Here is a 13,575-nt window from a genome sequence, read left to right as displayed (position 1 = left end):
TGCCGTGCCGATGGCACTTAACTTTGTTTGCACAAAGTTAGCATCCACCGAAACAGCGAAGCTGTTTTCCAGAAAGGAGGTGATCCAGCCGCACCTTCCGATACGGCTACCTTGTTACGACTTCACCCCAGTCACGAACCCCGCCGTGGTAAGCGCCCTCCTTGCGGTTAGGCTACCTACTTCTGGCGAGACCCGCTCCCATGGTGTGACGGGCGGTGTGTACAAGACCCGGGAACGTATTCACCGTGACATTCTGATCCACGATTACTAGCGATTCCGACTTCACGCAGTCGAGTTGCAGACTGCGATCCGGACTACGACTGGCTTTATGGGATTAGCTCCCCCTCGCGGGTTGGCAACCCTTTGTACCAGCCATTGTATGACGTGTGTAGCCCCACCTATAAGGGCCATGAGGACTTGACGTCATCCCCACCTTCCTCCGGTTTGTCACCGGCAGTCCCATTAGAGTGCCCTTTCGTAGCAACTAATGGCAAGGGTTGCGCTCGTTGCGGGACTTAACCCAACATCTCACGACACGAGCTGACGACAGCCATGCAGCACCTGTGTTACGGTTCTCTTTCGAGCACATGTCCATCTCTGGTCACTTCCGTACATGTCAAAGGTGGGTAAGGTTTTTCGCGTTGCATCGAATTAAACCACATCATCCACCGCTTGTGCGGGTCCCCGTCAATTCCTTTGAGTTTCAACCTTGCGGCCGTACTCCCCAGGCGGTCAACTTCACGCGTTAGCTTCGTTACTGAGAAAGTTAATTCCCAACAACCAGTTGACATCGTTTAGGGCGTGGACTACCAGGGTATCTAATCCTGTTTGCTCCCCACGCTTTCGTGCATGAGCGTCAGTACAGGTCCAGGGGATTGCCTTCGCCATCGGTGTTCCTCCGCATATCTACGCATTTCACTGCTACACGCGGAATTCCATCCCCCTCTACCGTACTCTAGCTATGCAGTCACAAAGGCCGTTCCCAGGTTGAGCCCGGGGATTTCACCTCTGTCTTACATAACCGCCTGCGCACGCTTTACGCCCAGTAATTCCGATTAACGCTCGCACCCTACGTATTACCGCGGCTGCTGGCACGTAGTTAGCCGGTGCTTATTCTTACGGTACCGTCATCACTCTCCTTTATTAGAAGAGAGCTTTTCGTTCCGTACAAAAGTAGTTTACAACCCGAGGGCCTTCATCCTACACGCGGCATTGCTGGATCAGGCTTTCGCCCATTGTCCAAAATTCCCCACTGCTGCCTCCCGTAGGAGTCTGGGCCGTGTCTCAGTCCCAGTGTGGCTGGTCGTCCTCTCAGACCAGCTACAGATCGTCGGCTTGGTAAGCTTTTATCCCACCAACTACCTAATCTGCCATCAGCCGCTCTAGTAGCGCAAGGCCCGAAGGTCCCCTGCTTTCATCCTTAGATCTCATGCGGTATTAGCTACTCTTTCGAGTAGTTATCCCCCACTACTAGGCACGTTCCGATGTGTTACTCACCCGTTCGCCACTCGTCAGCATCCGAAGACCTGTTACCGTTCGACTTGCATGTGTAAAGCATGCCGCCAGCGTTCAATCTGAGCCAGGATCAAACTCTATAGTTCGATCTTGAATTTAAAGTCTCTCGACTACTCACTCACTTGACGGAATAAAAAAGATCCTAAGATCTTCATCATTACTGTTTAAAGTGAGCGCTTGTTTTGCTCCGAAGAACATATGGCAATCGCCACCAAACGCCCACGCTTATCGGCTGTTAATTTTTAAAGACCTGACCCAAGAGCCTCAACCCTCAGATCCCCTTCGCCGCGATCAGCGAAGCCTTGTATTGTAGCACAGCTTTTGCTGCACTCCAGAACGTTTTCACGTTTTCTTCTCAACTCTTGCAGCTCACCGACCCTTGGGCCTGGCACGCTACTCTTTTAAGAGCAGAGAAGAAAACGTCCAGCTAGTTGCTGGACGTTTTCAGTATAAAAGCCTGACGATGACCTACTTTCACACGGGAATCCGCACTATCATCGGCGCGAAGTCGTTTCACTGTCCTGTTCGGGATGGGAAGGAGTGGTACCAACTTGCTATGGTCATCAGGCATAACTTTTTGCTCCTTGGCGGCTTTGCGCTGATCGGTCGATCAGGGCATTGCTGCTTTTGAAGCGAATTCATAGAGTCTTATCAGCTAAATTTGATTGCGCTTTGGGCATAACTGCAGTTGCAGTGTTCTTTGCATTGGGCCCCATCTAAGGGCGGGGCCAATCAAAGTTATAGGGTCAAGCCGCACGAGCAATTAGTATTGGTTAGCTTAACGCATTGCTGCGCTTCCACACCCAACCTATCAACGTCCTGGTCTAGAACGACTCTTCAGGGGGGTCAAGCCCCCGGCAGATCTCATCTTGGAACGAGTTTCCCGCTTAGATGCTTTCAGCGGTTATCTCTTCCACACATAGCTACTCGGCAATGCCACTGGCGTGACAACCGATACACCAGAGGTGTGTCCACTCCGGTCCTCTCGTACTAGGAGCAGGCTTCCTCAAATCTGCAGCGCCCACGGAAGATAGGGACCAAACTGTCTCACGACGTTTTAAACCCAGCTCACGTACCTCTTTAAATGGCGAACAGCCATACCCTTGGGACCGACTACAGCCCCAGGATGAGATGAGCCGACATCGAGGTGCCAAACACCGCCGTCGATATGAACTCTTGGGCGGTATCAGCCTGTTATCCCCAGAGTACCTTTTATCCGTTGAGCGATGGCCCTTCCATACAGAACCACCGGATCACTATGTCCTGCTTTCGCATCTGCTCGACTTGTCAGTCTCGCAGTTAAGCACGCTTATGCCATTGCACTATCGTCACGATGTCCGACCGTAACTAGCGTACCTTCGAACTCCTCCGTTACGCTTTGGGAGGAGACCGCCCCAGTCAAACTGCCTACCATGCACTGTCCCCGATCCAGATAATGGACCAAGGTTAGAACCTCAAACACACCAGGGTGGTATTTCAACGTTGGCTCCATGAGAACTAGCATCCTCACTTCAAAGCCTCCCACCTATCCTACACAGATCTGTTCAAAGTCCAATACAAAGCTACAGTAAAGGTTCATGGGGTCTTTCCGTCTTTCCGCGGGGAGATTGCATCATCACAAACATTTCAACTTCGCTGAGTCTCAGGAGGAGACAGTGTGGCCATCGTTACGCCATTCGTGCAGGTCGGAACTTACCCGACAAGGAATTTCGCTACCTTAGGACCGTTATAGTTACGGCCGCCGTTTACTGGGACTTCAATCAAGAGCTTGCACCCCATCATTTAATCTTCCAGCACCGGGCAGGCGTCACACCCTATACGTCCACTTTCGTGTTTGCAGAGTGCTGTGTTTTTATTAAACAGTCGCAGCCACCTATTCTTTGCAACCCCGTTTAGCTCCGTTTGTACAACTTCACTTACTGAGGGCACACCTTCTCCCGAAGTTACGGTGTCAATTTGCCGAGTTCCTTCTCCTGAGTTCTCTCAAGCGCCTTAGAATACTCATCTCGCGCACCAGTGTCGGTTTGCGGTACGGTCGTGTGTAGCTGAAGCTTAGTGGCTTTTCCTGGAAGCTGGGTATCACTCACTTCGTCTGCAAGCAGACCCGTTATCACCCCTCATCTTAGCCCGGCGGATTTGCCTACCGAGCACGACTACAGGCTTGAACCAACATATCCAACAGTTGGCTGAGCTAACCTTCTTCGTCCCCACATCGCACTACACATCGGTACGGGAATATTGACCCGTTTCCCATCAGTTACGCATCTCTGCCTCACCTTAGGGGCCGACTTACTCTACGCCGATGAACGTTGCGTAGAAAACCTTGCGCTTACGGCGAGCGGGCTTTTCACCCGCTTTAACGCTACTCATGTCAGCATTCGCACTTCTGATACCTCCAGCATCCGTTACCAGACACCTTCACAGGCTTACAGAACGCTCTCCTACCACGCACAGTAAAACTGTGCATCCGCAGCTTCGGTAACTGGCTTAGCCCCGTTACATCTTCCGCGCAGGACGACTCGATCAGTGAGCTATTACGCTTTCTTTAAATGATGGCTGCTTCTAAGCCAACATCCTGACTGTTTTAGCCTTCCCACTTCGTTTCCCACTTAGCCCGTTTTAGGGACCTTAGCTGGCGGTCTGGGTTGTTTCCCTCTTGAGTCCGGACGTTAGCACCCGGTGCTCTGTCTCCCAAGCTGTACTCTGCGGTATTCGGAGTTTGCATAGGTTTGGTAAGTCGCCATGACCCCCTAGCCTAAACAGTGCTCTACCCCCGCAGGTAATACTTGAGGCACTACCTAAATAGTTTTCGGAGAGAACCAGCTATTTCCAAGTTTGTTTAGCCTTTCACCCCTATCCACAGCTCATCCCCTAGTTTTGCAACACTAGTGGGTTCGGACCTCCAGTACCTGTTACGGCACCTTCATCCTGGCCATGGATAGATCACTTGGTTTCGGGTCTACACCCAGCGACTTGTCGCCCTATTCGGACTCGATTTCTCTACGCCTTCCCTATTCGGTTAAGCTTGCCACTGAATGTAAGTCGCTGACCCATTATACAAAAGGTACGCCGTCACCCCTAAGGGCTCCGACTTTTTGTAAGCATGCGGTTTCAGGATCTATTTCACTCCCCTCCCGGGGTTCTTTTCGCCTTTCCCTCACGGTACTTGTTCACTATCGGTCGATGATGAGTATTTAGCCTTGGAGGATGGTCCCCCCATATTCAGACAGGGTTTCTCGTGCCCCGCCCTACTTGTCTGCAGCCTAGTACCACCAATGCGTTTTCACATACGGGGCTATCACCCACTATGGCCGGACTTTCCATTCCGTTTTGTTAACACACTGACTATCACTGCAAGGCTCTTCCGAATTCGCTCGCCACTACTATCGGAATCTCGGTTGATGTCTTTTCCTCTGGGTACTTAGATGTTTCAGTTCTCCAGGTTCGCTTCGACAACCTATGTATTCAGTTGCCGATACCTATTGCTAGGTGGGTTCCCCCATTCAGAAATCTCCGGATCAAAGTTTATTTGCCAACTCCCCGAAGCTTATCGCAGGCTATCACGTCTTTCGTCGCCTATCATCGCCAAGGCATCCACCACATGCTCTTAGTCACTTGACCCTATAACTTTGACATCTATCTCTAGATCTCAAGCCAAGAACCCAAGCAACTGCTTTGCGAGGTCTCTCACCTCGCGCGTTATGCCGTAATGTGAATATCTTTGCTGTAGACCTGGTCGCCCAGATCCACATTCTTGAAGAATATTCGTCATTACTGAATAAAATTGCTCTCGCAAAGTTTCATTCGTTTTGACGCAATCAAATTGTTGCTGGTGGCACGGTCTGCACTAAACCTTTACGAATGTGCAGTTTCCACCAGCAACGCTGATTTTCGACTCTATGAATTTTTAAAGAACAGCCGTTTGATCCGGGAATCCGGAATCAACAACAAAACAGTCTCTTGCGAAACCGCTTTGGTGTTGAGTGATAAGTTATCAGTAAAAGTATTGGTGGAGGATGACGGGATCGAACCGACGACCCCCTGCTTGCAAAGCAGGTGCTCTCCCAGCTGAGCTAATCCCCCTGATTGCCTATAGCCGGCGCATTGCTTCGTTGCCCGCTGCTCACACACATCAGTGTGCTTCGCACCAGACGCCTCGCACTGCTTGGCTCTAGTCAATCATCGACTAACTAAAGCGGCATAAGCTCAACCTCTAATCCGTTGGAATCTATGGTGGGTCTAGTTGGGCTCGAACCAACGACCCCTGCGTTATCAACACAGTGCTCTAACCAGCTGAGCTACAGACCCATTCCACGCAGCTAACTCTTGTGAGCTAGCCACCTGGCTTGTGTTCCAACAACCGATAAGTGTGGGCGTTCAATCTTGATTGCTTTTTTGGCTCCTGCCGTGCCGATGGCACTTAACTTTGTTTGCACAAAGTTAGCATCCACCGAAACAGCGAAGCTGTTTTCCAGAAAGGAGGTGATCCAGCCGCACCTTCCGATACGGCTACCTTGTTACGACTTCACCCCAGTCACGAACCCCGCCGTGGTAAGCGCCCTCCTTGCGGTTAGGCTACCTACTTCTGGCGAGACCCGCTCCCATGGTGTGACGGGCGGTGTGTACAAGACCCGGGAACGTATTCACCGTGACATTCTGATCCACGATTACTAGCGATTCCGACTTCACGCAGTCGAGTTGCAGACTGCGATCCGGACTACGACTGGCTTTATGGGATTAGCTCCCCCTCGCGGGTTGGCAACCCTTTGTACCAGCCATTGTATGACGTGTGTAGCCCCACCTATAAGGGCCATGAGGACTTGACGTCATCCCCACCTTCCTCCGGTTTGTCACCGGCAGTCCCATTAGAGTGCCCTTTCGTAGCAACTAATGGCAAGGGTTGCGCTCGTTGCGGGACTTAACCCAACATCTCACGACACGAGCTGACGACAGCCATGCAGCACCTGTGTTACGGTTCTCTTTCGAGCACATGTCCATCTCTGGTCACTTCCGTACATGTCAAAGGTGGGTAAGGTTTTTCGCGTTGCATCGAATTAAACCACATCATCCACCGCTTGTGCGGGTCCCCGTCAATTCCTTTGAGTTTCAACCTTGCGGCCGTACTCCCCAGGCGGTCAACTTCACGCGTTAGCTTCGTTACTGAGAAAGTTAATTCCCAACAACCAGTTGACATCGTTTAGGGCGTGGACTACCAGGGTATCTAATCCTGTTTGCTCCCCACGCTTTCGTGCATGAGCGTCAGTACAGGTCCAGGGGATTGCCTTCGCCATCGGTGTTCCTCCGCATATCTACGCATTTCACTGCTACACGCGGAATTCCATCCCCCTCTACCGTACTCTAGCTATGCAGTCACAAAGGCCGTTCCCAGGTTGAGCCCGGGGATTTCACCTCTGTCTTACATAACCGCCTGCGCACGCTTTACGCCCAGTAATTCCGATTAACGCTCGCACCCTACGTATTACCGCGGCTGCTGGCACGTAGTTAGCCGGTGCTTATTCTTACGGTACCGTCATCACTCTCCTTTATTAGAAGAGAGCTTTTCGTTCCGTACAAAAGTAGTTTACAACCCGAGGGCCTTCATCCTACACGCGGCATTGCTGGATCAGGCTTTCGCCCATTGTCCAAAATTCCCCACTGCTGCCTCCCGTAGGAGTCTGGGCCGTGTCTCAGTCCCAGTGTGGCTGGTCGTCCTCTCAGACCAGCTACAGATCGTCGGCTTGGTAAGCTTTTATCCCACCAACTACCTAATCTGCCATCAGCCGCTCTAGTAGCGCAAGGCCCGAAGGTCCCCTGCTTTCATCCTTAGATCTCATGCGGTATTAGCTACTCTTTCGAGTAGTTATCCCCCACTACTAGGCACGTTCCGATGTGTTACTCACCCGTTCGCCACTCGTCAGCATCCGAAGACCTGTTACCGTTCGACTTGCATGTGTAAAGCATGCCGCCAGCGTTCAATCTGAGCCAGGATCAAACTCTATAGTTCGATCTTGAATTTAAAGTCTCTCGACTACTCACTCACTTGACGGAATAAAAAAGATCCTAAGATCTTCATCATTACTGTTTAAAGTGAGCGCTTGTTTTGCTCCGAAGAACATATGGCAATCGCCACCAAACGCCCACGCTTATCGGCTGTTAATTTTTAAAGACCTGACCCAAGAGCCTCAACCCTCAGATCCCCTTCGCCGCGATCAGCGAAGCCTTGTATTGTAGCACAGCTTTTTGAACTGCTTGACAAAGTTTTCAGCGTTTCCGCTAGCCCCTTGTCAGCACCTCAAAAAAGCAAACCTTGCGAACCGCCCTCTTTCGAGTCTGGCAGCTTTGCAAGGCATCGTGCTGTCGATAGACGCTATTGTATAGGCGTTTTCCCGAGGCGTCAGGAAAACGTCCGTCTTTTTTGCAGGCGTGTGTCAGACGGCGCCTGCAACGGCCTTTTCCAGCGCTTCGATGAACATGTCACCCACCGGGAATCCGGCCTGCTGCTCGATCTCCTGGAAGCAGGTGGGGCTGGTGACATTGATCTCGGTGATGCGGTGGCCAATGATGTCCAGACCGATCAGCAGCAAGCCGCGCGGCGCAAGACGCGCGCCGATGTGCTCGGCGATGGCCCGGTCCTCGGGCTCCAGCGCTTGGGCCACGCCTTTGCCGCCAGCGGCCAGATTGCCACGCACTTCATTGCCCTGCGGGATGCGCGCCAAGCAGAACGGCACGGGCTGGCCGCCAATGATCAGCACGCGCTTGTCGCCCTTGGTGATTTCAGGCAGGTACTTTTGCACCATCACGCTCTGGGCACCGTCCAGGTTCAAGGTTTCGATGATGCTGCCCAGGTTCATGCCATCGGCACCGACGCGGAAGATGCCCATGCCGCCCATGCCGTCCAGGGGCTTCAAGATGATGTCCTTGTGCTCGGCGTGGAAGTCGCGGATATCTTGCGCGCTGCGGGTGACCAGGGTCACGGGCGCGTATTCGGCAAATTCCATCACGGCCAGCTTTTCGGGGTGGTCGCGCAAGGCGGCGGGCTTGTTGAAGACCTTGGCGCCTTCGCGCTCGGCCTGGCCGAGCAGGTGCGTGGCGTAGAAGTACTCGCTGTCGAAGGGCGGATCCTTGCGCATGACGATGGCGTCGAATTCGGCCAGCTCGGCCCGGCGGCCAGATGCTTCGTCAAACCAGCGCGTCTCGTCACCGGTCAGCACAATGTCGCGCACCTGGGCCGAGACCTTCTCGCCGCTGATCCAGCGGATGTGCCGCGGCTCGCAGACGGTGATGCGGTGGCCGCGCGCCTGGGCGCTGCGCATCATCGCGAAGGTACTGTCCTTGTAGATCTTGAAGGACTCAATCGGATCGGCAACAAAGAGGATATGCATGGTGTGGGTCGGCGGCCTGGGGGCCGCCCTGTGTATTCAATGGCCTTGCCTGCCCACCAGAGGGCCACGCAAGCAGAAACGAACAGAACTGGGCGCGCTCAAGCCGAGCGGCGCTTGCCGTAATGTTGCACAAAAAGCGCAAGGCTGCCTGCGACCACGCCCCAAAAGGCCGATCCCACTCCGGCTATTGTTACGCCGCTCACCGCCACCAGGAAGGTGATCAGCGCCGCTTCGCGGTACTGCTCGCCTTGCAAGGCCGTGTGCAGCCCGCCCCCGATGGTGCCCAGCAGCGCGATGCCGGCGATTGCCACCACCAGCTCATGCGGGAATGCGGTCAGCAGTCCCGCAATGACGACCCCGAACCAGCCAATCAGCACATAGATGACACCGCAGACCACAGCGGCGGCATAGCGCCTGGCCTTGTCGGGGTGGGATTCCGGCCCCATGCAGATGGCGGCGGTGATGGCCGCCAGGTTGATGCCAAAGGCGCCAAAGGGTGCCAGCAGCAAGGTGGCCAGGCCCGTCATCGTGATCAGCTTGGAGATAGGCAGGTCATAGCCCGAGCCCCGGATGATGGCCACGCCCGGCAGGTTCTGCGAGGCCATCGTAACCACAAACAGCGGCAGCGCCAGGCTGATGGCGGCCTGCCAGCTGAAGCTGGGCATGGTGAACACCGGCATCGTCAGGCCCGGCTGCACGGCAGACCACTGGATCTTGTGCTGCAGCAGCGCCACCACAATGCCGACTGCCAAGGTGAGCATGACCGCATAGCGCGGCAGCAGGCGCCGGCCCAGCAGGTAGGTGACCAGCATGGCCACCACCAGCCAGGTATTGGTCTGCGCGGCGGCAAAGGCATCCAGGCCAAAGCGGGTCAGCACGCCCGCCAGCAAGGCCGAGGCAATCGCAATCGGGATGCGGTTCATCAGCCGCTCAAACCAGCCCGTCATGCCTACCAGCGCAATCAATACCGCACTGATAATGAAGGCGCCAATGGCATCACCCATGCCAAACGCCCCGGTGGCGCCGGCCGTGGCCAGCACCGCGGCCCCGGGCGTGGACCAGGCCACGACCACCGGCTTGCGCAGCAAGATGCTGGGCACCCAGCAGCACAGACCGACACCGATGCCCAGCGACCAGACCCAGGACGAGACCTGCGCCGGCGTGGCGCCAAAGCTTTGCGCCGCCTGGAACACAATCGCAATGGAGCTGGTCAGGCCCACCAGCACCGTGACAAAGCCTGCGATGAGCGCCGATGCGCTCATGTCCTTGAAAAACCGCATACACCCTTTCGCGCCGCCAAGGTGTTCGCTGGCCCGGGGTGCGCGCAGCGGGTGAGCAGCCCTGGCTGGTTAAATTTCGAGTTTCGAGCCCAGCTCCACCACGCTGTTGCTCGGCAGCAGCAGGAACTCTGCCGCACCTGCTGCATTGTGGTGCATCTGGGCAAACAACTTCTGCCGCCAAGGTGCCATGCCAGCGCTGGTCTTGTCCGTGGGCACAAACACATCGCGCGAGAGGAAGTAGCTGGTCACCATCTGCCCGGTATCGCAGCCATGGCCGCGCAGTTGGTGCAGCGCATTGGGCACATCCACATCGTTCTTGAAGCCGTAGTTCAGCTGCACGCGCCAGCAGTCGCCGCCCAGCGGCTCGATCACCGCGCGCTTTTCCAGGCCGATCCAGGGCACCTCGTGGTAGACGATGTTGACGAACATGTTCTGCTCATGCAGCACCTTGTTGTGCTTGAGGTTGTGCAGCAAGGCCGTGGGCACCACATGGGCATCAGACGTCATAAACACCGCCGTGCCCGGCACCCGCGTGGGCGGCGCCTGCAGCACCATCTGCAGGAAGGACTGCAGGTCGATGCCATCGGCATGCAGCTTTTGGTAGACCAGCTCACGCCCGCGCTTCCAGGTCATCATCACGACAAACAGGCACAGACCGATGACCAGCGGGAACCAGCCGCCATCGAACAGCTTGAGCAGATTGGAGGCAAAGAAAGTGATGTCTATACAGAAGAAGAACACCGTCGGCGCCAGCGCCATCCACAGCGCATATTTCCAGCCATAGCGCAATACAAAGAAGGTGAGCACCGTGGTGATGGTCATGTCCAGGGTCACCGCAATCCCGTAGGCCGCCGCCATATTGCTGCTGGATTTGAACAGGATCACTGCCAGCACAATGGTCAGGAACAGGCTCCAGTTCACAAAGGGGATGTAGATCTGCCCCGTGTCACGCACGCTGGTGTGCAGGATCTGGATGCGCGGCAGGTAACCGAGCTGGATGACCTGCTTGGTGACGCTGAACGCGCCGGTGATCAGCGCCTGCGATGCGATCACCGTCGCCATCGTCGCGAGCAGCACCAGGGGCAGCAGCGCCCAGCCGGGCGCCAGCATGAAGAAGGGGTTTTTCACTGCCTCGGCGTTCTCCAGCACCAGCGCGCCCTGGCCAAAGTAATTGAGCACCAGGGACGGCATAGCCACGCTGAACCAGGCCAGGCGAATGGGCTTGCGTCCAAAATGGCCCATGTCGGCATACAAGGCCTCCGCCCCGGTCACGCAGAGCACCACGGCGCCCAGAATGATGAAGCTGATGCCCGGATGCCGGCCGATAAAGCCCAGCGCATGGTGCGGGCTGAGCGCCCACAGCACCTGCGGGTGGTCCACAATGTTCCAGACGCCCAAGGCGGCAATGCAGATGAACCAGACCACCATGATGGGCCCGAAGAACTTGCCGATGCCCGCCGTGCCCCGCTTTTGCACCCAAAACAGCAGCAGCAAGACCACCAAGGTGAGCGGAATCACCCAGGACTTGAAGCCGGGCGAGACCACCTCCAGGCCTTCGACGGCCGAGAGCACCGAGATCGCAGGCGTGATCACGCCATCGCCGTAGAACAGGCAGGTGCCAAAGATGCCGACCAGCATCAGCACCGAGCGCAGCTTGGGCTTGTCCTTGACCGCTTGCGAGGCCAGTGCCAGCATCGCAATCAGCCCGCCCTCGCCGTTGTTGTCCGCCCGCAGCACCAGGACCACATATTTGAGCGAGACGATCAGCGTCAAGGTCCAGAACAGGATGGACAGCACGCCGTAGACGTTGTCGTGGGTGAAAGGCACATGGCCTGAGCCAAACACCTCTTTGAGCGAGTACAGCACGCTGGTGCCGATATCGCCATACACCACCCCGATGGCGCCTAGGGTCAGCGCGGGCAGTGCGGATTTATTGTTGTGTTGCACATCAAGCCTTTGTGCCATGCCGCATCAGGCATGCTTGTAGTGGATTGGTTTGCATTGTGCGCCTGTTGTTGCGCCCGCAGTGAAGCCGCGCATCCGGACAAGCCCGAATGGCGGATCAGGAGCGGGCGGCAATCAGAGGTTGTAGGAAGGCCGCAAACGGCTCAGTCGTAGATTTCGGCGTCCGGATCGGTCGCCTCGAGCTCATAGCTGGCCGCCAGCATCGCCAGCCGCGCCACCACGCCATACATATAGAAGCGGTTGGGTGCGCTGGCCCCCACCGAATCGCCCGGCGAGATGCCGTGCTCAAACGACAGCGGGATGAAATGCGCGCCGGGCACATTGAGGTTGTCCTCCGCGCCCTTGTCCGAGTGGGCGCGGTAGTAGCCGCCCACCACATAGCGGTCAATCATGTAGACCACCGGCTCGGCCGCTTCCTTGTCCATGCGCTCGACGGTCTGCACACCCTCCTGGATGATCATGTCGTGCACCTGCTGGCCGTCCTTGACCAGCGACATCTGGTTCTTGGTCTTGACCGACAGCTGCCGCAGCTCCTTGGCGTCATGCACGCTCATCACGCCCATGCCATAAGTGCCGTTGTCGGCCTTGACCACGACAAAGGGCGTTTCCTTGATGCCGTATTCCTTGTACTTGCGCCGTACTTTGGTCAGCATCACGTCGACATCTTCACGCAACTCATCGAGTGCATGCTCACTGCCGTCGGTGAAGTCCACGCCCTTGCGGCTGCTGAACATCGGGTTGATCAGCCAGGGATCGATCCCCATCAGCTTGCCAAAGCGCTTGGCCACCTCTTCATAGCTTTGAAAATGGCGGCTCTTGCGGCGCACGCTCCAGCCCGCATGCAGCGGCGGCAGCACAAACTGCTCGTAGACCTCTTCCAGAATGCCGGGTGCGCCGGTGGACAGGTCATTGTTCAGCAAGATGGTGCAGGGGTCGAAATACTTCAGGCCCACGCGGCGGCCATGGCGCAGCGCCGGCTCGATCACCAGCTCCTTGTTGCCCACCTTGAGCTTGATCGTCTCCTTGACTTCCGGATCGATCGAGCCGATGCGCACATTCAGCCCCGCCATCGAGAAGATATGCTGCAGCTGCACCAGATTGGCCAGGTACTGCGGGTTGCGCGTCTGGTTCTCGGGAATGATCAGCAGGTTGCGCGCCTCAGGGCAGATCTTTTCAATCGCAGCCATCGCCGATTGCACAGCCAGCGGCACCATCTCTGGCGTCAGGTTGTTCCAACCGCCAGGGAACAGGTTGGTATCAACCGGTGCGAGCTTGAAGCCAGCATTGCGGATATCCACCGACGAATAGAGCGGAGGCGTGTGCTCCATCCACTCCAGACGGAACCAGCGCTCGATCGCGGGCATGGCATCGAGCATGCGCTGTTCCAATTCGTTGATGGGCCCCGTTAGGGCTGTTATGAGATTCGGGACCAT

General features: G+C 56.0%; 4 protein-coding genes, 2 tRNA genes and 4 rRNA genes. All 10 read right to left on the bottom strand.

Features of this window, described 5'->3' with window-relative positions; all coding sequences use genetic code 11:
- Positions 1–72 precede the first annotated feature (72 nt).
- The 10 genes from ACPEE1_RS03290 to gshA all read right to left on the bottom strand — a co-directional run bounded on the left by ACPEE1_RS03290 (position 73) and on the right by gshA (position 13,575).
- A 16S ribosomal RNA gene (locus ACPEE1_RS03290) occupies positions 73–1,601 on the bottom strand.
- Between the two features lie 369 nt (positions 1,602–1,970).
- Positions 1,971–2,083 (bottom strand): 5S ribosomal RNA (rrf, locus tag ACPEE1_RS03285).
- A gap of 174 nt (positions 2,084–2,257) precedes the next feature.
- Positions 2,258–5,136: ribosomal RNA gene (locus ACPEE1_RS03280) — 23S ribosomal RNA — on the bottom strand.
- Positions 5,137–5,522: 386 nt separating this feature from the next.
- A tRNA-Ala gene (locus ACPEE1_RS03275) sits at positions 5,523–5,598 on the bottom strand.
- Between the two features lie 148 nt (positions 5,599–5,746).
- Positions 5,747–5,823, bottom strand: a tRNA-Ile gene (locus ACPEE1_RS03270).
- Positions 5,824–5,990: 167 nt separating this feature from the next.
- Positions 5,991–7,519 (bottom strand): 16S ribosomal RNA (locus ACPEE1_RS03265).
- Together the 16S, 23S and 5S rRNA genes with 2 tRNA genes alongside form the textbook arrangement of a ribosomal RNA operon.
- Positions 7,520–7,943: 424 nt before the next feature.
- The gene (gene gshB, locus ACPEE1_RS03260; RefSeq protein WP_116927810.1) at positions 7,944–8,897 is read right to left on the bottom strand and encodes a glutathione synthase; all 954 of its coding nucleotides are present in this window, start codon (positions 8,895–8,897) and stop codon (positions 7,944–7,946) included.
- A 98-nt stretch (positions 8,898–8,995) separates the two neighbouring features.
- A complete protein-coding gene (locus ACPEE1_RS03255) occupies positions 8,996–10,177 on the bottom strand; it encodes a benzoate/H(+) symporter BenE family transporter (protein ID WP_116927811.1) in 1,182 nt (393 codons plus the stop codon).
- Positions 10,178–10,246: 69 nt separating this feature from the next.
- Positions 10,247–12,124: a potassium transporter Kup gene (locus ACPEE1_RS03250; RefSeq protein ID WP_243419459.1), complete on the bottom strand. Its 1,878-nt coding sequence runs from the start codon at positions 12,122–12,124 to the stop codon at positions 10,247–10,249.
- A gap of 161 nt (positions 12,125–12,285) precedes the next feature.
- A complete protein-coding gene (gshA, locus tag ACPEE1_RS03245; protein ID WP_021026705.1) occupies positions 12,286–13,575 on the bottom strand; it encodes a glutamate--cysteine ligase in 1,290 nt (429 codons plus the stop codon).

Origin of the sequence: Comamonas sp. 23 (assembly GCF_049601575.1) — a bacterium.
GTDB lineage: Bacteria > Pseudomonadota > Gammaproteobacteria > Burkholderiales > Burkholderiaceae_C > Comamonas > Comamonas squillarum.
The sequence above is the reverse complement of the archived record's forward strand: the minus strand, read 5'-3'. Positions and strand labels throughout refer to the sequence as shown.

Bases quoted from the DNA above. Each gene is read 5' to 3' on its own strand.
- ACPEE1_RS03255 (WP_116927811.1), bottom strand. From the start codon at position 10,177: ATGCGGTTTTTCAAGGACATGAGCGCATCGGCGCTCATCGCAGGCTTT.
- gshB (WP_116927810.1), bottom strand. From the start codon at position 8,897: ATGCATATCCTCTTTGTTGCCGATCCGATTGAGTCCTTCAAGATCTAC.
- gshA (WP_021026705.1), bottom strand. From the start codon at position 13,575: ATGGTCCCGAATCTCATAACAGCCCTAACGGGGCCCATCAACGAATTG.